Here is a 21,035-nt window from a genome sequence, read left to right as displayed (position 1 = left end):
ACGCCCGGTTACATTCCGAACCCGGAAGCTAAGCCTTACAGCGCCGATGGTACTGCAGGGGGGACCCTGTGGGAGAGTAGGACGCCGCCGAACAAATATTGAATGGGTTGGACCCGTAACTTCGGTTACGGGTCCAACCCTTTTTTGTTGCGCGTCACTTGAAGTTCACGTTGTGCGATCAGCATCACAGCATGGGTACTGCTGCGATGCTCAGGGCCGCCGGTGTCGGACTCGGTGACGAGGTCGTCGTGCCGGCCTTCGGGAACGTCGAGGTCGCCGAGGCCGTTGCCATGGCCGGGGCGATGCCGGTGTTCGCCGACATAGATCCTGTCTCCTACTGCCTCGACGCGGCCGCTGTGGAAGCGGCTGTAACTCCGCGGACCGCCGCGGTGGTTGTCGTCCACCGCTTCGGGCGACTCGCCGACCTCGGGCGGTTGCACGCCCTGGGAGCGCGGCAAGGACTGCTCGTGCTGGAGCAGGGCGAGTCCGAGGCGCCTTACGACGAGATAGCCCAGCGCAGGGAGCGGGCGTCCTATCTCGACGCGAAGTTGAGGGGTGTGCGGACGCCGGACGACGGCGACGGGCACACCTACCAGCAGTACGTCGTGCGGGTCCCGGGGAACGGGCGGCCGGACCGGGACGCCTTCGCACGGGCCGTACGGGCCAGGGGAGTCGAATGCCGGGTGCCGGTGAAGACGCCGGTGCACCGCCTGCCCGAATTCCGGCGCTGTGTCTCCCTCCCGGAGACGGAACGGGCCGCTGACGAGACGCTTGCGCTTCCCGTCGACGCCGCGCTGACGAAGCGGGACATGCAGCGGATCGTGTCCGCCTGTAACGCCCTCGGAGGGCTGCTGCAGCCGGCCTTCTGACGTGGTTGGGAGCACGGGTCTGTTCGGGGTATGATCTATTCCGTTGCCGCCGGGGAAAACCCGCAAGCGACAGGCCCCTATAGCTCAGTCGGTAGAGCGTCTCCATGGTAAGGAGAAGGTCAGCGGTTCGATTCCGCTTGGGGGCTCCACCATAAAAGGCCCCACCCTTCCGGGTGGGGCCTTTCGCATGTCCTAGTCCGTGTGGAGGCCCGGGACGCGCATCGCCAGGATCGCCATGTCGTCGGACGGGGCGTCCGACGCGAAGCGTTCCACCGCGCGCATGATGCGGGCCGCGACCGCGCCGGCCGTGAGGCCCGTGCACGTCGTGAGGACATCGGCGAGGCCGTCGTCGCCCAGCATGCGGGCGCCTTCGCGGCGTTCGGTGACGCCGTCCGTGACGCACAGGAGGACATCGCCCGGGTCGAGGGTGACCGTCTCCTCGTAGAGCTCCAGGTCCTCGATGACGCCCAGGAGCGGCTGGGGTTCGGCTGCCGGTTCGACCGAGCCGTCCTGGCGCAGGCGCAGCGGGAGCGGGTGGCCGGCGCAGACGACCTTCAGTTCCGCGCTGCCGTCCTCCCGGGGCCGCATCTCGCCGTAGAGGAGGGTGAGGAAGCGGCTGCGGGCGCCTTCGTCCAGGATCGCGGAGTTGAGGCGCTCCAGGACCGCCGGGCCGCTGAGGCCTTCGCGGGCCAGGAGGCGCAGGGCGTGGCGGGCCAGGCCCGTGACCGCCGCCGCGTTCGGGCCCGTACCGCAGACGTCGCCGATGGCGAAGCCGTAGGCGCCGTCGCGGATGGGGAAGACGTCGTAGAAGTCGCCGCCGACCTCGTTGCCCTCGCCGGCCGCGCGGTAGATGACCTCGACCTCGACGCCCTCGATCGTGGGAAGTTCCGGCGGGAGGAGGCTGCGCTGGAGGGACTGGCTGATGGCCGTGCGCTCGGAGTAGAGGCGGGCGTTGTCCAGGGCCAGGGCGGCTCGGCGGGACAGGTCCTCGGCGAGTTCCAGGATCTCCTGGCGGAAGTGCTCGTCGGTGGGCTTGCCGAGGGTGAGCATGCCGATGACGCGGTTGCGGGCGACCAGGGGGAGGACGACCGTCTCGCCGCCGACGGCGGAGGCGGTGGCGAGGGTCGGGCCGATGCCGGTCGTGACCTGGCGGGTGGGGCCGCCGCTGAGGCCGAGGCTGCGCATGGAGCTGCGCAGGGCGGCCTGGTGGGCGATCTCGGCGGGCGCCGTCCAGACGCGGGCGCCGGGCGTGGGGACCGGGTCCGGTGGAGGGACCTTCGACAGCAGGGACTTGATGCCGTCGATGAGTTCCTCGTCCTCGTGGAGGACGTAGGAGAGGTAGGGCTCGGAGGCTTGGTGGGCGATCGTGTAGACGGCACACCAGGTGGCGAGGGTGGGGACCGTCATCTGGGCCATCAGGGCGAGGGTCTGGTCGCGGTCCAGGGTGCCGGCGAGCAGGTCGGATGCTTCGACCAGGAAGTTCAGGGAGCCGCGGCGCAGGCGTTCCAGTTCGCCCAGGCGGGCTGATTCGACGGCGAGTGCGATGCGGTCCGCGGCGAACTGGAGGCGCAGGGCTTCCTCGTTGGAGTATCTGCCGGAGGCCTCGGCGGCTACGCCCAGGGAGCCGGTGAGGCGGCCCTCGACCTTCAGTGGGACCGTGACGACCGAGCGCATGCCCGTGCCGTTCAGCAGCGGCACCGCACCGGGTACCGCCGTCAGGTCGTCGTGGACGGCCGGCATGCGGGCGGAACCGTAGCGGCCGGAGCCGGCCTCGACCGGGACGCGGGCGAAGCGCTGGCGGGCGGAGGGGAGGCCGGTGGAGGCACGGACTTCCAGTTCCGTCTCGTCGTCGGTGGCCAGCAGCAGGAACGCGGAGTCGCCGTCGAGCATGTCGCGGGCGCGTTCCACCGTGCGCTGCAGAAGGCCGTCGAGGTCGTCCGGAGCGGGGTAACCGATGAACACCTCGAAGGGGTCCGCGCTCTGGCCCTCCGATGTGGTGGAGGTGTCGGAGGCGGCGACACGCAGGGGCGTCTGCAGGACTGCCCGTTCGTGGTCCCGCACCAGGAGGCACACGGTTGACGGCTCGCCACCGGTGTCGCGGACGCGCAGGTGGGAGGCGTACACGGGGGTGACGCGGCCGTTGGCGGCGCGGATGCCGTAACTGCCTTCCCAGCGGGAGAGCTGGAGCGCTTCCGCGATGCCGGTGCTGGTGCCGGGCGTGTGGGGCCAGGCCGCCAGGTCGGTCAGGGGCTTGCCGGTGACCTGCTCGGCCGGGTAGCCGAAGAGTTCCTCGGCGTCCTCGCTCCAGGCGGTGATGTGGCCGGTGCGGTCGATCTGGACGACGGCCACGCGGACCCGGCCGTCGGCGAGGGGGAGAAGGTCGGCGGGGAGGGCCGGGCCGGCCGCGCGGGTGCCCACGGCGCGGGCGGGGAGGTCGAGTTGGAACCAGACGGTCTTGTGGGTGGGGGTGTACTCGACGCCCCAGCGGCCGGCCAGGGCCGCGCACAGCTGGAGGCCGCGGCCGCCCTCGCGGTCGGGGCTGCCCATGTTGACGGCCGTGCCCTGGAGCGGGATCTCCCGCTCGGGGTAGCGGTCGGCCACCTCGATGCGCACGCCCTCGTCGCTGCGCAGACAGAGCAGGTCGGCGGAGGTGCCGGCGTGGACCACGGCGTTGGTCACCAGTTCGCTGGTGAGAACCACGGCGTCGTCGACGATGTCGGCGAAGCCCCAGCCCTGGAGGGTGTCGCGGACGAACGAGCGGGCGCTCGCGACGGATCGTCCGACGGGCTCGAAGCTGGCGGCCGCGCGCGCGGTGATCACAGAACTCCTCGACCGGTTCTCGACGTGCTGGGCTGCGTGGCCGACCGGCTCGAGCCGCTGGTGCGGCAGGTCGCCCGTCGGCCGGGGTTCCGGGGGCTGTCCCCCCGGGATCACTCCGGTGGTCATGTGTGCGGCCGCCCCTCCGATGCCCGCTCGACTTCGTGCCACCGCCCAGGCCGGACGGACCGGCGTGGCTGGACAGCCGGATGCAAGGTTACTTACCTTCGCGGTCTGTCCGGATGCCGGTCTGCAGTGTTTCCGTCCGGAGGGTGTGCGGACGATGTGCGAAGCTGCCGAACTGTTATGGCCTGGTTCGGGCAGGGTGAAACACTGGGCAAGCTTCTTGTGAAGGTCCGGGCAGGCTGAGTGTCTTCTGCGTGCGGCGGGCAGCAGCCCCCTGGGCACGGCCTGGTAAGCAGGGCGGAGAATACGCAGTAGTAACCGGTACGCCGAGCGTGGTACCCGAGCACAGCAGTGACGGTCGATCCCTGCGGGAGGGACACAGTGGAGTCTGGCGCAGCGACGCGTGGCAAGAAGGCGCGCGCGAAGGGCGGACAGTCCCCGAGCCACCCGGCCAAGGCGCGCAACGGCACCACCGAGGTGGAGACGGCGGCCCTGAACCGGCTGATGGCGGCCCTGGTCTCCATGCGGGACGGGAATTTCCGCAAGCGGCTCACGGTGTCCGGCGACGGCGTGATGGCCGAGATCGCGGCCGTGTTCAACGAGGTGGCCGACCGCAATCTGCATCTGACGGGTGAGCTGGCGCGGGTGCGGCGGATGGTGGGCCGTGAGGGCAAGCTGACCGAGCGGCTGGAGACGGGTGCCTGTGAGGGTTCCTGGGCGGCCGCGATCGACAACTCGAACGCCCTGGTGGACGACCTGGTGCGGCCGGTGTCCGAGGTCAGCCGGGTGCTGTCCGCGGTGGCCGAGGGCGATCTGTCGCCGCGTATGGAGTTGCGGACGCAGGTGCCGGACGGGAACGGGCAGCCGCTGCGCGGCGAGTTCCTGAAGGTCGGGCGGACCGTGAACAACCTGGTCGACCAGCTGTCGACGTTCACCGACGAGGTCACGCGTGTGGCCAGTGAGGTGGGTACCGAGGGCAAGCTGGGCGGGCAGGCGCGTGTGCGCGGCATGTCGGGTTCCTGGCGGGACCTGACGGACTCCGTCAACACGATGGCTTACCGGCTCACCGCTCAGGTGCGGGACATCGCGCTGGTGACGACGGCCGTGGCCAAGGGTGACCTGTCGCGCAAGGTGACGGTGCAGGTGGCCGGCGAGATGCTGGAGCTGAAGAACACCGTCAACACGATGGTGGACCAGCTGTCGGCGTTCTCCTCCGAGGTGACCCGGGTGGCCCGTGAGGTGGGTACCGACGGCGCGCTGGGCGGTCAGGCCCAGGTGCCCGGGGTGGCGGGAGTGTGGAAGGAACTCACCGATTCCGTGAACACCATGGCCGGGAACCTCACGGCTCAGGTGCGCGGAATCGCCGAGGTGACGACGGCGGTCGCCAACGGTGACCTGTCGCGCAAGGTGACGGTGCAGGCGCGCGGTGAGGTCGCTCAGCTCGCCGAGACGATCAACCAGATGACCGAGACGCTGCGGATCTTCGCCGACGAGGTCACGCGCGTGGCCAACGAGGTGGGTGCCGAGGGGCGGCTCGGCGGACAGGCGAACGTGCCGGGCGCGGCGGGGACCTGGAAGGACCTGACGGACTCCGTCAACACGGCGTTCCGGAACCTCACCGGACAGGTGCGGGACATCGCGCAGGTGACGACGGCGGTGGCCAACGGTGACCTGTCGCAGAAGGTCACGGTCGACGTGGCCGGCGAGATGCTGGAGCTGAAGAACACCGTCAACGGGATGGTGGACCAGCTGTCCGCGTTCGGTGCCGAGGTCACGCGTGTGGCCCGTGAGGTCGGTGTCGAGGGTGAGCTGGGCGGTCAGGCGCAGGTGCCGGGCGCGGCCGGGACGTGGAAGGACCTGACGGACTCCGTCAACACGGCGTTCCGGAACCTCACCGGACAGGTGCGCAACATCGCTCAGGTGACGACGGCGGTCGCCAACGGTGATCTGTCGCAGAAGGTCACGGTCGACGTCTCCGGTGAGATGCTCAAGCTGAAGAACACCGTGAACACGATGGTGGACCAGCTGTCGTCCTTCGCCGACCAGGTGACCCGGATGGCCCGGGACGTGGGTACGGAGGGTCGCCTGGGTGGTCAGGCCCAGGTGGACGGCGTGTCGGGCACGTGGAAGGAGCTCACGGACTCCGTCAACTCCATGGCCGGCAACCTCACCTCCCAGGTGCGCAACATCGCGCAGGTGACGACGGCCGTCGCCCGCGGTGACCTGTCGCAGAAGATCGACGTCGACGCGCGCGGGGAGATCCTCGAACTGAAGAACACCATCAACACGATGGTGGACCAGCTCTCCGCCTTCGCCGACCAGGTGACCCGGGTGGCGCGCGAGGTGGGCACGGCCGGGCAGCTGGGGGGTCAGGCGCAGGTGCCCGGGGTCGCCGGTGTGTGGCGGGATCTGACGGATTCCGTGAACGGCATGGCCGGGAACCTCACCGCGCAGGTGCGGAACATCGCGCAGGTGGCGACCGCGGTGGCCCGGGGTGACCTGTCCCAGAAGATCACCGTTGACGCGCGCGGTGAGATCCTGGAGCTCAAGAACACGCTGAACACGATGGTGGACCAGCTGTCGTCGTTCGCCCAGGAGGTCACGCGAGTGGCCCGTGAGGTGGGTACGGAGGGCATCCTCGGCGGTCAGGCCGAGGTGCAGGGTGTGTCCGGCACCTGGAAGGACCTCACCCAGTCCGTGAACGGCATGGCGAACAACCTGACCATCCAGGTGCGCAACATCGCCGAGGTGACGACGGCGGTCGCCCGGGGCGATCTGTCGAAGAAGATCACCGTCGACGCCAAGGGCGAGATCCTCGAGCTGGTGACGACCGTCAACACGATGGTGGACCAGCTGTCCTCGTTCGCCGAGCAGGTGACCCGGGTGGCCCGTGAGGTGGGTACCGAGGGCATCCTGGGCGGCCAGGCGCACGTTCCGGGTGTCACGGGCATCTGGAAGGACCTGAGCGACAACGTCAACCTGATGGCCAAGAACCTGACCACCCAGGTGCGGAACATCTCCCAGGTCTCGGCGGCGGTCGCCAACGGTGACCTGACGCGGCAGGTCACCATCGAGGCGCGCGGTGAGGTCGCGCAGCTCGCCGACACCATCAACACGATGGTGAAGACGCTGAGTTCGTTCGCCGAGCAGGTCACCAAGGTGGCCCGTGAGGTGGGCACGGACGGCATCCTCGGCGGGCAGGCGCATGTGCCGGGTGTGGCCGGTACGTGGAAGGACCTCACCGAGTCCGTGAACCAGATGGCGTCCAACCTGACCGGTCAGGTGCGCAACATCGCCATGGTGACCACGGCCATCGCCAAGGGTGACCTGACGAAGAAGATCGACATCGACGCGCGCGGGGAGATCCTGGAGCTGAAGACGACCATCAACACGATGGTCGATCAGCTGTCGTCCTTCGCCGAGGAGGTCACCCGGGTCGCCCGCGAGGTGGGCACGGAAGGACAGCTCGGCGGCCAGGCGCGCGTGCGGGACGTGGACGGCACCTGGCGGGACCTGACCGAGTCCGTGAACGAGATGGCCGGGAACCTGACCCGGCAGGTGCGTGCCATCGCGCGCGTGGCGACCGCGGTGACCCGCGGTGACCTGAACCTGAAGATCGACGTGGACGCGTCCGGGGAGATCCAGGAGCTCCAGGACTACATCAACAAGATGATCGCCAACCTGCGCGACACCACGATCGCCAACAAGGAGCAGGACTGGCTGAAGGGCAACCTGGCCCGGATCTCCGCGCTGATGCAGGGCCGCCGTGACCTGGAGGACGTGGCCTCGCTGATCATGAGCGAGCTGACGCCCGTGGTGTCGGCGCAGCACGGCGCGTTCTTCCTCGCCATGCCGCTCGTCGACGGCGAGGACATGAACGCCGCGGACGAGGACCAGTACGAGCTGCGCATGCTCGGCAGTTACGGCTACTCGATGGGCTCCATGCCGACGTCGTTCCAGCCGGGTGAGGCGCTGGTGGGGACGGCCGCCGAGGAGAAGCGCACGATCCTGGTGGAGAACGCGCCGAGCGGCTATCTGAAGATCTCCTCGGGGCTCGGTGAGGCACCGCCCGCGCAGGTGATCGTGCTGCCGGTGCTGTTCGAGGGCAGCGTGCTCGGCGTCATCGAGCTGGCGTCCTTCACGCCCTTCACACAGATCCAGCGGGACTTCCTCAACCAGATCGCGGAGATGATCGCGACCAGCGTCAACACCATCTCCGTCAACACCAAGACCGAGCTGCTGCTGGCGCAGTCGCAGGAGCTGACCGAGCAACTGCGTGAGCGTTCCGCCGAGTTGGAGCAGCGGCAGAAGGCCCTCCAGGCGTCCAACGCCGAACTGGAGGAGAAGGCCGAACTGCTGGCCCAGCAGAACCGCGACATCGAGGTGAAGAACACCGAGATCGAGGAGGCGCGGCAGGTCCTGGAGGAGCGCGCCGAGCAGCTCGCGGTGTCGATGCGCTACAAGAGCGAGTTCCTCGCCAACATGTCGCACGAGCTGCGTACGCCGCTCAACTCGCTGCTGATCCTCGCCAAGCTGCTCGCGGACAACGCCGAGGGGAACCTCTCCCCGAAGCAGGTGGAGTTCGCCGAGACCATTCACGGGGCCGGGTCCGACCTGCTCCAGCTGATCAACGACATCCTCGACCTGTCGAAGGTCGAGGCCGGCAAGATGGACGTCTCCCCGACGCGTATCGCGCTCGTCCAGCTCGTGGACTACGTGGAGGCCACGTTCCGCCCGCTGACCGCGGAGAAGGGCCTGGACCTGTCCGTACGGGTCTCGCCGGAGCTGCCCGCCACGCTGCACACCGACGAGCAGCGGCTGCTGCAGGTGCTGCGCAACCTGCTGTCGAACGCGGTGAAGTTCACCGACTCGGGTTCGGTGGAGCTGGTCATCAGGCCGGCCCGGGACGACGTGCCCCAGAAGATCCGGGAGCAGTTGCTGGAGACGGGATCGCTGACCGACCCGGACGCGGGGCTGATCGCGTTCTCCGTGACCGACACCGGGATCGGCATCGCCTCCAGCAAGATGCGGGTGATCTTCGAGGCGTTCAAGCAGGCCGACGGCACGACCAGCCGCAAGTACGGCGGTACGGGCCTCGGGCTGTCGATCTCGCGGGAGATCGCCCAGCTGCTCGGCGGTGAGATCTACGCACAGAGCGAGACGGGCCGCGGTTCGACGTTCACGCTGTACCTGCCGCTGCACCCCAGCGAGCTGCCGCCGCAGGGCTACCAGCAGCAGCTGCCCGCCCTGGAGGCCGGGGACCTGGTGGCGTCGTCGGCCGACCTGTCCGAGCTGTCCGACGCGGAGGTCGAGACGCCGGCCGAGGTGAAGTCGTACCGCGACACGCAGAACGGCCCGGCCGCCCTGTTCCGGCGGCGCCGCCGGATGCCCGAGCTGCCGCCGCGCCCCGCACAGCCGGAGCAGTGGGCGCCCGCCGAGCAGGAGACGGCGCCGAGGCCGCAGCGCGGCATCCGGTTCGGTGGTCAGAAGGTCCTGATCGTGGACGACGACATCCGCAACGTCTTCGCGCTGACCAGCGTTCTGGAGCAGCACGGCCTGTCGGTGCTGTACGCCGAGAACGGCCGTGAGGGCATCGAGGTGCTGGAGCAGCACGACGACGTGGCGGTCGTCCTGATGGACATCATGATGCCGGAGATGGACGGGTACGCGACGACCACGGCGATCCGCAGGATGCCGCAGTTCGCCGGGCTGCCGATCATCGCACTGACGGCGAAGGCGATGAAGGGCGACCGGGAGAAGGCGATCGAGTCGGGCGCCTCGGACTACGTCACCAAGCCGGTCGACCCGGATCACCTGCTCACGGTGATGGATCAGTGGATGCGAGGGGAATGAGGGGAACGTTGGACCGTTACGCAACGTTGGCGGGAAGGTTCGGTGTTCACACGGAGTCGCGGACTCGATGTGCGCATAGTCGTGTAGAAGTACGGGATCTGGGGAACCTTCTGGTCTCCTGCTGCGTTTCTGCTACGTGCACAGTGACATCGCGGTGACAGGGTGTGGCGACAGGCAGGGTGCGGCTACGATGACCGGCACAAGGACGGGCGACGCAAGGGAGTCGTCCCCTGGGGCGGCACCCACCGGTGCATCCTCAGGTCCTGCGGACAGGGGAGGCCCCACGCCGGGGCGAGGAGGGCGGGCCATGGTGCAGAAGGCCAAGATCCTCCTGGTCGATGACCGGCCGGAGAATCTGCTTGCGCTGGAGGCGATCCTCTCTGCGCTCGATCAGACGCTGGTGCGGGCATCGTCCGGGGAGGAAGCGCTCAAAGCGCTGCTCACGGACGACTTCGCGGTCATCCTGCTGGACGTCCAGATGCCGGGGATGGACGGCTTCGAGACGGCGGCTCACATCAAGCGCCGGGAGCGGACCCGGGACATCCCGATCATCTTCCTGACGGCCATCAACCACGGGCCGCACCACACCTTCCGGGGTTACGCGGCAGGCGCGGTCGACTACATCTCCAAGCCGTTCGACCCGTGGGTGCTGCGCGCGAAGGTGTCGGTCTTCGTCGAGCTGTACATGAAGAACTGCCAGCTGCGTGAGCAGGCGTCGCTGCTGCGGCTCCAGTTGGAGGGCAACGGCAAGGACGCGGGCGGCGAGTCCAAGGAGTCGGCGGGGCTGCTCGCCGAACTCTCGGCGCGGCTCGCGGCCGTCGAGGAGCAGGCCGAGGCGCTGACCAAGCAGCTCAACGACGAGTCGACGGATGCCGCGGCGGTGGCCACGGCGGCTCATCTGGAGCGCAAGCTCACGGGGTTGCGGCGCGCGCTGGACGCGCTCGAGCCGGGCACCGGAAGCACCTCGGCGGTCTCCTCGCAGAACTGACGCCCGGGCAGCCGCGGTTGCCTGCCCATGAGTGTGCGTCACATTCTTGCCTCTCCCGGAGCGACACGAACGGGTGAAGCGGTCGGCACACGTGTCCCCTGTCGTCTCCCCCGGTAACCTCACACCCATGGCCTCACGTCCCTCCGCAGCCAAGAAGCCGCCCGCGAAGAAGGCGGCCGCTTCGGCGAAGGCCCCGGCGAAGAAGGCCGCCGCCAGAAAGGCCCCCGCGAAGAAGGCGCCCGCCAGGAAGGCCGCGGCGAAGAAGGTCGCGCCCAAACCGGCACCGAGCCCCACCGCAGGCGTCTACCGGCTGGTGCGCGCCGTCTGGCTCGGCGTCGCACACGCCGTGGGCGCCGTGTTCCGCGGCATAGGGCAGGGCGCCAAGAACCTCGATCCGGCGCACCGCAAAGACGGCGTCGCCCTGCTACTGCTCGGCATCGGACTGATCGTCGCCGCGGGCACCTGGGCGGACCTCAAGGGCCCTGTGGGCGACCTGGTCGAGATCCTGGTGACCGGCGCCTTCGGCCGGCTCGATCTGCTCGTGCCGATACTGCTCGCCGTCGTCGCCGTGCGCTTCATCCGTCACCCGGAGAAGCCCGAGGCCAACGGACGCATCGTCATCGGCCTGTCCGCGCTCGTCATCGGCGTGCTCGGCCAGGTCCACATCGCCTGCGGCTCGCCGGCCCGCGGCGACGGCATGCACGCCATACGGGACGCCGGTGGCCTCATCGGCTGGGCCATGGCGACCCCGCTGTCGTACGCCATGGGTGACGTGCTCGCCGTGCCGCTGCTCGTGCTGCTGACGATCTTCGGGCTGCTCGTCGTCACCGCCACGCCGGTGAACGCCATCCCGCAGCGGCTGCGCCTGCTCGGTATGCGGCTCGGGATCGTCCACGACCCGGCCGACTACGAGTTCGGTGAGGACGACGAGCGCTACGAGGAGCAGTGGCGGGAGGCGCTGCCGGCCCGGCCGCGCGGCAGGCGCACGCCGGCGCCCGAGGCGTACGACCCCGACAGCGCCGAGCAGGAGGCCCTCTCGCGGCGCCGTGGCCGCCCCAGGCGCTCCGCCGTGCCACAGCCCGACATGGAGCGGCCCAGGGACGCCGTGGACATCGCCGCGGCGGCCGCCGCCGCACTCGACGGTGCCGTGCTGCACGGGATGCCGCCGTCGCCGATCGTCGCCGACCTCACCCAGGGCGTGCGGGTCGGGGACCAGGAACCGACCACGCCGACGCCCGTCCCGGGCGCCCGCCCCCAGCAGGAGAAGCTCAAGCAGGAGAAGCCCAAGCGGGAGAAGCCCCAGCAGGAGGAGCCCGCGCAGGAGAGGCCGAAGCCGGGCGTCCGCGACCTCACCAAGTCCCCACCCTCCGAGCCCCGTGACCTGCCCGCGCGCGCGGAGCAGCTCCAGCTTTCCGGGGACATCACGTACTCGCTGCCGTCTCTCGACCTGCTGGAGCGCGGCGGCCCGGGCAAGGCCCGCAGCGCCGCGAACGACGCCATCGTCGCATCGCTGACCACCGTCTTCACCGAGTTCAAGGTGGACGCGAGCGTCACCGGCTTCACCCGCGGCCCGACGGTCACGCGCTACGAGGTCGAGCTCGGCCCCGCCGTGAAGGTCGAGCGGATCACCGCCCTGACCAAGAACATCGCCTACGCCGTCGCCAGCCCGGACGTGCGGATCATCAGCCCGATCCCCGGCAAGTCCGCCGTGGGCATCGAGATCCCGAACACCGACCGGGAGATGGTCAACCTCGGTGACGTCCTGCGTCTGGCGGAGTCCGCGGAGGACGCCGACCCCATGCTGGTCGCCTTCGGCAAGGACGTCGAGGGCGGGTACGTCATGCACTCGCTGGCGAAGATGCCGCACATGCTGGTCGCCGGCGCCACCGGCTCCGGCAAGTCCTCCTGCATCAACTGCCTGATCACCTCGATCATGATGCGGGCGACCCCCGAGGACGTGCGGATGATCCTCGTCGACCCCAAGCGGGTCGAGCTGACCGCCTACGAAGGCATTCCGCACCTGATCACGCCGATCATCACCAACCCCAAGCGGGCCGCGGAGGCGCTCCAGTGGGTCGTGCGCGAGATGGACCTGCGCTACGACGACCTGGCGGCCTACGGCTACCGGCACATCGACGACTTCAACCGGGCCGTGCGCGAGGGCAAGGCCAAACCGCCCGAGGGCAGCGAGCGCGAGCTCCAGCCGTACCCGTACCTGCTCGTCATCGTCGACGAGCTCGCCGACCTGATGATGGTCGCGCCGCGGGACGTCGAGGACGCGATCGTGCGCATCACCCAGCTCGCGCGTGCCGCCGGCATCCACCTGGTACTGGCCACACAGCGGCCGTCGGTCGACGTCGTCACCGGCCTGATCAAGGCGAACGTACCGTCGCGGCTGGCCTTCGCCACCTCGTCGCTGGCCGACTCCCGGGTCATCCTCGACCAGCCGGGCGCCGAGAAGCTGATCGGCAAGGGCGACGGGCTGTTCCTGCCCATGGGGGCCAGCAAGCCCACCCGTATGCAGGGCGCCTTCGTGACCGAGGAGGAGATCGCGGGCGTCGTCCGGCACTGCAAGGACCAGATGGCCCCCGTCTTCCGGGACGACGTCACCGTCGGCACCAAGCAGAAGAAGGAGATCGACGAGGACATCGGCGACGACCTCGACCTGCTGTGCCAGGCGGCCGAACTGGTCGTCTCCACGCAGTTCGGCTCGACGTCCATGCTCCAGCGCAAGCTGCGCGTCGGCTTCGCCAAGGCCGGGCGGCTGATGGACCTCATGGAGTCCCGGAACATCGTCGGGCCCAGTGAGGGTTCGAAGGCACGTGACGTTCTTGTGAAGCCTGATGAGCTGGATGGCGTGCTTGCCGTGATCCGGGGGGAGTCTGATGGGTAGGGAAGCGGGACACGCGGTGGTCGTTTCACCGAGCGTGTACTGCAACCGGGTGTCCGGATCGTGACTCACCCGTAAGGGTCTGTCGGGCAACCGTTTCCCGTCGGCGTACGTCAAGTTGAGGGAAGCGAAAATGAGCGACCCCACCATCGGAAAGTCGGGCCATTCCGATGGCCTACAAAGTGCCACCGTCCGGTTGCCCCACCCTTTTGATACCCCCCTAGACTGAACTTCCAGCACAGGCGGCTACACGCTCGAAAGGCGCCCCCGTGTCCATCGGCAACTCCCCTGAAGACGAGCGTCCGTTCGAAGACGAGCGCGTCGAAGAAGCCCGCGAGGAAGCCCGCCCTTCCATCGGCCGTGTCCTGCAGCAGGCGCGTATCGCCGCAGGGCTGACCGTCGACGACATCAGTAGCGCCACCCGGGTCCGCATGAACATCGTGCATGCCATCGAGGCGGACGACTTCAGCGCCTGTGGCGGTGACGTCTACGCCCGAGGGCACATCAGGACCCTGGCGAAGGCCGTCCACCTCGACCCGGCGCCGCTGCTCGCGCAGTACGGCGACGAGCACGGCGGACGCCCGGCACCGACCCCGGCAGCCCCCCTGTTCGAGGCGGAACGTATCCGTCCGGAGCGGCGGGGGCCCAACTGGACGGCGGCCATGGTCGCCGCGATCGTCGCCGTGATCGGTTTCGTCGGGTTCACCATGTTCCAGGGCGGCGACGACAACGGCGGCGAGGCCAGCGTCGCCGAGGGCGCCACGCCCACCACCGGAGGCTCCGCCTCCCCGACCACCAAGTCCAAGAAGCCCGCCGATCCCGAGCCCGCACCGTTCGACAGCGCCATCGCGGCCGCGCCGCAGGACAAGGTGACGGTCCAGGTGGCCGCCGCCGACGGCCGCAGCTGGATCTCCGCCAAGGACCACAACGGCCGGCTGCTCTTCGACGGAGTCCTCAAGCAGGGCGACTCCAAGACCTTCCAGGACAGCTCGAAGGTGCACCTCGTCCTCGGGGACGCCGGCGCGATCGACCTCTTCGTCAACGGCAAGAAGATCGAGGACGACTTCAAGCCGGGCTCCGTGGAGCGCCTCACGTACACGAAGGGCGACCCCGAGGCCGGGTAACTGGTCCGAAGGGGTGCCCGCAGTACGGGGTTGGCCGGTCCCGGCCAACCCCGTCGACGTGGGGTGTCGGTGGGACGAAGTACTCTTGAGCCCATGCCTGAACGCCGTACCGTCGCACTCGTCACTCTTGGCTGCGCCCGTAACGAGGTGGACTCGGAGGAGCTCGCAGGCCGTTTGGAGGCGGACGGCTGGCGGCTCGTCGAGGACGCCGAGAACGCGGACGTCGCGGTCGTCAACACCTGCGGTTTCGTCGAGGCCGCCAAGAAGGACTCCGTCGACGCCCTCCTGGAGGCCAACGACCTCAAGGGGCACGGCAGAACCCAGGCCGTGGTGGCGGTGGGCTGCATGGCCGAGCGGTACGGCAAGGAACTCGCCGAGGCCCTCCCCGAGGCCGACGGCGTGCTCGGTTTCGACGACTACGCGAACATCTCGGACCGGCTCCAGACCATCCTCAACGGCGGCATCCACGCCGCGCACACCCCGCGCGACCGGCGCAAGCTGCTGCCGATCAGCCCGGCCGAGCGCCAGGACTCCGCCGACGCGGTCGCGCTCCCCGGACACGCCCCCGCGGACCTCCCGGAGGGCCTCGCTCCGGCTTCCGGCCCGCGCGCGCCCCTGCGCCGTCGGCTGGACGGCTCCCCGGTCGCCTCCGTGAAGCTCGCCTCCGGCTGCGACCGGCGCTGCTCCTTCTGCGCCATCCCGTCCTTCCGCGGCTCCTTCATCTCCCGCCGCCCGAGCGACGTGCTGAACGAGACGCGGTGGCTGGCCGAGCAGGGTGTGAAGGAGATCATGCTGGTCTCCGAGAACAACACCTCCTACGGCAAGGACCTGGGCGACATCCGTCTGCTGGAGTCGCTGCTGCCCGAGCTCGCCGAGGTCGACGGCATCGAGCGGGTGCGCGTCAGCTACCTCCAGCCCGCCGAGATGCGGCCCGGCCTCATCGACGTGCTGACCTCCACCCCGAAGGTCGCGCCCTACTTCGACCTCTCCTTCCAGCACTCCGCGCCCGGCGTGCTGCGCGCGATGCGGCGCTTCGGCGACACCGACCGGTTCCTGGAACTGCTCGACACGATCCGGAGCAAGGCGCCCGAGGCCGGTGTGCGCTCCAACTTCATCGTGGGCTTCCCCGGGGAGAGCGAGGCCGACCTCGCCGAACTGGAGCGGTTCCTGAACGGCGCCCGGCTCGACGCCATCGGCGTCTTCGGCTACTCCGACGAGGAGGGCACCGAGGCGGCGACCTACGACGGCAAGCTCGACGAGGACGTCGTCGCCGAGCGGCTGGCCCGCGTCTCGCGACTGGCCGAGGAGCTCGTCTCGCAGCGCGCCGAGGAGCGCGTCGGGCAGACGGTGCACGTCCTGGTCGAGTCCGTGGACGACGAGGAGGGCGTGTACGGCCGTGCCGCGCACCAGGCGCCGGAGACGGACGGCCAGGTGCTGCTCACAAGCGGCGCGGGGCTGAGCAGCGGCCGTATGGTCGAGGCGAAGGTGGTCGGTACGGAGGGTGTCGACCTGGTGGCCGAGCCGCTGCAGAGCTCGTTCGCGTCGCCTGGGTGGAGTGAGGAGGCGGGCAGATGACGGGTGTCCCGGCATCCGCGGCGGGAGGCCCCTCCGGCGCGAGGAGGGCCGCGGCCGGCGCTGCCGCTGCTCCTGCGGCCTCGGGGACGGTTCCCGGGGCGGCTGTCGGCCGTGCGGCCGCGCGGTCGGCCGACGGCGGGGAGTCGTCCGGCGTGGAGCACGGGACGTCGTCCGGGGCGGGACAGGGTGCGGCCGCGGACGCGGCCCGGCACAGCGGGGGCACCGCCGCCGGTGCGGAGGACGGCGGGACCGCCCCCGGCGAGGACTCGGGGAGTGCCGCCGTCGACGGGCAGGGCGATGCGAAGCCCCCGCGCGGCGCGAAGCTGGCGGCCGCGGCCGTCAACCAGGCCAGCGTCTGGAACATCGCCAACCTCCTGACCATGCTCCGGCTGCTCCTCGTGCCGGCCTTCGTCGCGCTGATGCTCGCCGACGGCGGATACGACCCGGCGTGGCGGTCCCTCGCCTGGGCGGCCTTCGCCATCGCCATGATCACCGACCTGTTCGACGGACATCTGGCGCGCACCTACAACCTGGTCACGGACTTCGGGAAGATCGCCGACCCCATCGCCGACAAGGCGATCATGGGGGCGGCGTTGATCTGTCTGTCCGGGCTCGGGGATCTGCCGTGGTGGGTGACCGGCGTCATCCTCGGGCGGGAACTTGGAATCACCCTGCTGCGTTTTCTGGTCATCCGGTACGGCGTCATCCCCGCCAGCCGCGGAGGAAAGCTCAAGACCCTCACCCAGGGCGTGGCCGTGGGCATGTACGTGCTGGCACTGACGGGGTGGCTGGCCACCCTGAGGTGGTGGGTGATGGCCGCGGCGGTCGTGCTGACCGTGGTGACCGGGCTCGACTATGTGAAACAGGCCATTGTGCTGCGCAGGCAGGGAATCGCCGAGCGCAAGGCCGCGTTGGAGGAGAAGGAAGCGTGAGTTCCAGGGCCACTGACGTGGTGCGACTACTCACGGTGAAGGGCGAGACGCTCGCCGTCGCGGAGTCGCTGACCGGTGGCCTCGTGGCCGCGGAGATCACGTCGGTCCCCGGGGCGTCCAAGGTCTTCCGTGGCTCGGTGACCGCCTACGCCACCGAACTGAAGCATGAACTGCTCGGTGTCGACGCCACCCTGCTGTCCGCCCATGGAGCGGTGGATCCGCAGGTCGCGGCCCAGATGGCGGTCGGAGTGCGAAAGGCGCTCGGCACCGACTGGGGCATCGCGACCACCGGAGTCGCGGGACCGGAGCCGCAGGACGGGCAGGCCGTCGGGACGGTCTTCGTGGCCGTCGAAGGGCCGTTCGGAACTGAATCCGGTTCCGCCGGCGGCGGAAAAGTGGAGGCTCTGCGGTTGAACGGCGACCGCGAGGAAATTCGTAGAGAGAGTGTACGGAGCGTACTCGCACTGCTCCTGGAGGGGCTTGCGGGCGAACAGACTGGGAATGAGCGGGCACAGGATACGGAACGGAACGGGGGGTTTTGATGTTTGCAGCCCTGAGTGAACACGACATCGCTCCCCGCACGGCCGCGGCGCAAGGCGGTACGGTGGGGCGTAATGGATGCGGCTACGCGGTCCGAGGAGGGAGCCACCGATGATTCTGCTCCGTCGCCTGCTGGGTGACGTGCTGCGTCGGCAGCGCCAGCGCCAGGGCCGTACTCTGCGCGAAGTCTCCTCGTCCGCCCGAGTCTCACTCGGCTATCTCTCCGAGGTGGAGCGGGGGCAGAAGGAGGCTTCCTCCGAGCTGCTCTCCGCCATCTGCGACGCGCTGGACGTACGGATGTCCGAGCTCATGCGGGAAGTGAGCGACGAGCTCGCCCTGGCCGAACTGGCCCAGTCTGCAGCGGCCACCCCCAGCGAGCCTGTACCCACGCCGGTTCGACCGATGCTGGGTTCCGTATCGGTGACCGGCGTGCCACCGGAACGGGTGACCATCAAGGCGCCCGCCGAGGCGGTGGACGTCGTCGCCGCGTGAGTGTTTCGCGTGAGCGCGGGTTCTCGCCGCGTGCGCGTGTGACGTCGACGAGGCGCTGAGAAGGTGTGTGAGGCCCCGGCCGGGCCTCTCCGGTGGATCCGGAGGGGTGCCGCCCGGGGTTTTCGCTTGGGGACAGGCTGACCGGCGCCGACTACCCTCTGTCCTTTGTCCTTTTTGTGTGCGTTTGCCGGTGCCGCGTGCGGCGGTCATCGTTGAGGGGATGGCAGGGCAGTCAACGGAGGTGCGGATGTACGTCGTGAAGAGCCCGTTGTCCGACGCGAACCTCAAGACCGTGTCGGAGTCGTTGCAGGGCGCGCTTGTGGACCTGGTGGATCTCGCCCTCGTGGCGAAGCAGATCCACTGGAACGTGGTAGGGCCGCGCTTCCGGTCCGTGCACCTCCAGCTCGACGAGGTCGTCGACACGGCACGGAAGTATTCGGACACCGTGGCGGAGCGCGCCGCGGCGCTCGGGATCCCGCCGGACGGGCGTGCCGCGACCGTGGCCGTCGGCAGTGGGATCGGCGTGACGCCCGAGGGGTGGGTCGACGACACGACCGCCGTCGGGACGCTCGTCGACGCGCTGGGCGCGGTGATCGCGCGGATGCGGGAGCGGGTCGAGGCCACGGGTGAACCGGATCCGGTGAGCCAGGACATCTTCATCGGCATCACTGCGGACCTGGAGAAGCATCACTGGATGTTCCAGGCCGAGAACGGGTGACCCTGGCGGGCTCGGCGGAGGACGACGGGCCGGTTCGGGATTTCGCCGCTCGTGGCTTCGTGGTGCGGTGCGGCGGGGGTTGCTCCGTGGTGCGCTGCGGCGGGGTGCGCGGTGCGTCTGTGTGCCGGTGGTGCGCCCTGTCCGCGGGTCCCGGTGGCCGCATAGCGTCCCGCTGGAGGTGGCGGCCATGGCGGGGATAGGGCGCTGGGGGGTCCGCGGGGCGGCGCTGGGGGTGGGGGCGCTGTGGTGGTGGGCCGTGGCGCGGCTGGTGGTCGTGCCGGAGGCGGGGGTGCTGGAGGCGGCCGTCGCCGCCGGGGGGTGGGGGCTGAGCGTGCTGCCGGTGCATTGTCTGCCGAAAGATCAGGCGAGCGGGGCGCTTGATTCGGGGCGGTGGCGGAGAGTGTGGGGGACCGGAGCTCGTGGGGTGGTTTCTCGGCGGGGGTGAAACACGGTGGCACATGGGGTGTCGCCTGATGGGCGGGGGCTGTCTCACCACGGCATCGCCACACCCCCGTTCGGGCGGATGATCTGGCCGGTCGTGAAGGACGAGGCGTCGGACGCCAGGTGCAGGACCGCGTGTGCGACGTCCTCGGGGGCGCCGACCCGGCCGAGGGGGGACAGCCGGGACATCGCGGCCTCCGTGTGCGCCTGTGCCTCGTTGTCGTGGCGGTCGGTCATCGGGGTGCGGATCCAGCCCGGAGCGACCGCGTTGACACGGATGCCGTACCGGCCGACCTCCGTCGCGAGGGTCTTGGTCAGCTGGACCACCGCCGCCTTGGCCGCGCCGTAGCAGAGCAAGCCGGGGCCGCCGGTGTCGACGGCTCCCGAGGCCATCGTGACGATGCTGCCTTCAATGCCGAGCTCGATCATCAGGCGGGCCGCCTCCTGGCAGGCGTACAGCACTCCCTTGAAGTTCACGTTCAGCACCCGGTCGAGGTCCTCGTCCCGGGTCTCCAGTACCGGGCTGCTGTGCATGATTCCGGCTATCGCGGCCAGGACGTCCAGACGTTCGCAGGAGGTGATGGCCTGCCTCAGCTCCGAGCGGTCGGTGACGTCGAGGTGGTGGGTGTGTGCCGTGCCGCCCCGGTTCTTGATCAGGGACGCCGACTCGTGCAGTCCGTCGGTGTCGAGGTCCGCGCAGTGCACGGTGGCGCCCGCCTCGGCGAGCAGGAGGGCCGAGGCGCGGCCGATGCCGCTCGCGGCGCCGGTGACGAACGCGGTCCGGCCGGTGAGGTCGTACGCCGTGACGGGCATGTACGGACCGTACGAGCGTTTCTGACGGATCGTCAATTGGTGCGGCTGTGCCGGATTGCCGCCGGGGCCGGGCCCGGCTGGCAGGTGGGGCACCAGTACGTGGGGCGTTCGCGGGAACCGTCGCCCTGGTCGGCGACGCGGACGGAGGTGCGGCAGCGCAGGCAGGGACGAGGAGCCCGGCCGTACACGAAGAGGTCCTGGCCGCGGCTGCCCGTCGTACTGCGGATCGGGCGGTCGCGGTTGGCCTCCAGCAGCCTCTTGGCCAGCCCGGGCAGCCTGGCGGCGCGTTCGGCCGGCAGGTCGCCCACCGGGAGCCAGGGGGTGACGCCCAGCAGGAAGCAGAGCTCGCTCTTGTAGACATTGCCGATGCCGGCGAGGTTGCGCTGGTCGAGCAGGGCTTCGCCGAGGGGGCGGGCGGGGTCCTGGAGGAGGTTGGCGAGTGCCCGGTCCGGGTCCCAGTCGGGGCCCAGGAGGTCGGGGCCGAGGTGGCCTACCGCGCGGTGCTCGTCGGTGGTGCGCAGCAGTTCCAGGACCGGGAGGCGGTAGCCCACCGCCGTACGGTCGGTGTTGCCGAGGATCGCGCGGATCTGGTGGCCGGGGCCACCGCTCCAGCGCCGGCCGTTGCCGTACACCTTCCAGGAGCCGTCCATCCGCAGGTGGGAGTGGAGAGTCAGGCCGCCCTCGACGCGGGTCAGGAGGTGTTTGCCGCGCGGGGTGACATCGAGGACCGTGCGGCCGGTGAGGTCGGCCGTGGCGAAGCGCGGCACCCTGAGATCGCTGCGGGTGAGCACCTTGCCCGCGAGGGCCTCGTGCAGTCGCCTCGCCGTCTGCCAGACCGTGTCACCTTCGGGCATGGG

14 protein-coding genes, 1 tRNA gene and 1 rRNA gene are annotated in these 21,035 nt (G+C 69.8%); 13 read left to right on the top strand and 3 right to left on the bottom strand.

Annotated elements, in window-relative coordinates; translation table 11 throughout:
• From rrf to ABZ016_RS38930, 3 genes are all read left to right on the top strand, one after another.
• Nucleotides 1–93, top strand: a 5S ribosomal RNA gene (rrf, locus tag ABZ016_RS38940); the annotation flags it as partial.
• 113 nt (nucleotides 94–206) lie between these two features.
• Nucleotides 207–869 carry a DegT/DnrJ/EryC1/StrS family aminotransferase gene (locus ABZ016_RS38935; protein WP_356921493.1) on the top strand — a complete coding sequence of 221 codons (663 nt, stop codon included), beginning with the start codon at nucleotides 207–209 and terminating at the stop codon, nucleotides 867–869.
• A 73-nt stretch (nucleotides 870–942) separates the two neighbouring features.
• A tRNA-Thr gene (locus tag ABZ016_RS38930) sits at nucleotides 943–1,018 on the top strand.
• Between the two features lie 43 nt (nucleotides 1,019–1,061).
• Here ABZ016_RS38930 and ABZ016_RS38925 read toward each other — a convergent pair.
• Nucleotides 1,062–3,815, bottom strand: coding sequence for a SpoIIE family protein phosphatase (locus ABZ016_RS38925; protein WP_356921488.1), 2,754 nt, complete (start codon nucleotides 3,813–3,815; stop codon nucleotides 1,062–1,064).
• A gap of 378 nt (nucleotides 3,816–4,193) precedes the next feature.
• On the opposite strand from ABZ016_RS38925, the gene ABZ016_RS38920 reads away from it, so the two are divergent.
• The 10 genes from ABZ016_RS38920 (at nucleotide 4,194) to ABZ016_RS38875 (ending at nucleotide 19,369) form a co-directional block, all read left to right on the top strand.
• A complete protein-coding gene (locus tag ABZ016_RS38920) occupies nucleotides 4,194–9,665 on the top strand; it encodes a HAMP domain-containing protein (RefSeq protein ID WP_356921487.1) in 5,472 nt (1,823 codons plus the stop codon).
• A gap of 307 nt (nucleotides 9,666–9,972) precedes the next feature.
• Nucleotides 9,973–10,653 carry a response regulator gene (locus ABZ016_RS38915; RefSeq protein ID WP_356921486.1) on the top strand — a complete coding sequence of 227 codons (681 nt, stop codon included), beginning with the start codon at nucleotides 9,973–9,975 and terminating at the stop codon, nucleotides 10,651–10,653.
• Between the two features lie 127 nt (nucleotides 10,654–10,780).
• Nucleotides 10,781–13,546 (top strand): DNA translocase FtsK, encoded by a 2,766-nt coding sequence (locus tag ABZ016_RS38910; protein WP_356921485.1) that lies wholly within the window; start codon nucleotides 10,781–10,783, stop codon nucleotides 13,544–13,546.
• A gap of 266 nt (nucleotides 13,547–13,812) precedes the next feature.
• Complete coding sequence (locus ABZ016_RS38905) at nucleotides 13,813–14,667, top strand: RodZ domain-containing protein (RefSeq protein WP_356921484.1); 855 nt, start codon at nucleotides 13,813–13,815, stop codon at nucleotides 14,665–14,667.
• A 93-nt stretch (nucleotides 14,668–14,760) separates the two neighbouring features.
• Nucleotides 14,761–16,242 (top strand): 30S ribosomal protein S12 methylthiotransferase RimO, encoded by a 1,482-nt coding sequence (rimO, locus tag ABZ016_RS38900; protein WP_356921483.1) that lies wholly within the window; start codon nucleotides 14,761–14,763, stop codon nucleotides 16,240–16,242.
• Complete coding sequence (gene pgsA, locus ABZ016_RS38895; RefSeq protein ID WP_356921482.1) at nucleotides 16,239–17,174, top strand: CDP-diacylglycerol--glycerol-3-phosphate 3-phosphatidyltransferase; 936 nt, start codon at nucleotides 16,239–16,241, stop codon at nucleotides 17,172–17,174. The genes rimO and pgsA overlap by 4 nt, the downstream gene beginning before the upstream one ends.
• The gene (locus ABZ016_RS38890) at nucleotides 17,171–17,716 is read left to right on the top strand and encodes a CinA family protein (RefSeq protein WP_356921481.1); all 546 of its coding nucleotides are present in this window, start codon (nucleotides 17,171–17,173) and stop codon (nucleotides 17,714–17,716) included. Before pgsA ends, ABZ016_RS38890 begins: the two co-directional genes overlap by 4 nt.
• A 109-nt stretch (nucleotides 17,717–17,825) precedes the next feature.
• Complete coding sequence (locus ABZ016_RS38885) at nucleotides 17,826–18,206, top strand: helix-turn-helix transcriptional regulator (protein ID WP_003993396.1); 381 nt, start codon at nucleotides 17,826–17,828, stop codon at nucleotides 18,204–18,206.
• 247 nt (nucleotides 18,207–18,453) lie between these two features.
• Nucleotides 18,454–18,924 (top strand): DNA starvation/stationary phase protection protein, encoded by a 471-nt coding sequence (locus tag ABZ016_RS38880; RefSeq protein ID WP_356921492.1) that lies wholly within the window; start codon nucleotides 18,454–18,456, stop codon nucleotides 18,922–18,924.
• Between the two features lie 187 nt (nucleotides 18,925–19,111).
• Nucleotides 19,112–19,369 (top strand): hypothetical protein, encoded by a 258-nt coding sequence (locus ABZ016_RS38875; protein WP_356921480.1) that lies wholly within the window; start codon nucleotides 19,112–19,114, stop codon nucleotides 19,367–19,369.
• Nucleotides 19,370–19,413: 44 nt separating this feature from the next.
• Here ABZ016_RS38875 and ABZ016_RS38870 read toward each other — a convergent pair whose 3' ends face one another.
• Both ABZ016_RS38870 and ABZ016_RS38865 read right to left on the bottom strand, forming a co-directional pair.
• Nucleotides 19,414–20,178 carry an SDR family NAD(P)-dependent oxidoreductase gene (locus ABZ016_RS38870; protein ID WP_356921479.1) on the bottom strand — a complete coding sequence of 255 codons (765 nt, stop codon included), beginning with the start codon at nucleotides 20,176–20,178 and terminating at the stop codon, nucleotides 19,414–19,416.
• 32 nt (nucleotides 20,179–20,210) lie between these two features.
• Complete coding sequence (locus ABZ016_RS38865; protein WP_356921477.1) at nucleotides 20,211–21,032, bottom strand: DNA-formamidopyrimidine glycosylase family protein; 822 nt, start codon at nucleotides 21,030–21,032, stop codon at nucleotides 20,211–20,213.
• Nucleotides 21,033–21,035: the final 3 nt, after the last annotated feature.

This window comes from Streptomyces sp. NPDC006372 (assembly GCF_040612515.1).
Lineage (GTDB): Bacteria > Actinomycetota > Actinomycetes > Streptomycetales > Streptomycetaceae > Streptomyces.
Note: the sequence above shows the minus strand (reverse complement) of the source record. Positions and strands in the feature narration are given on the sequence as shown.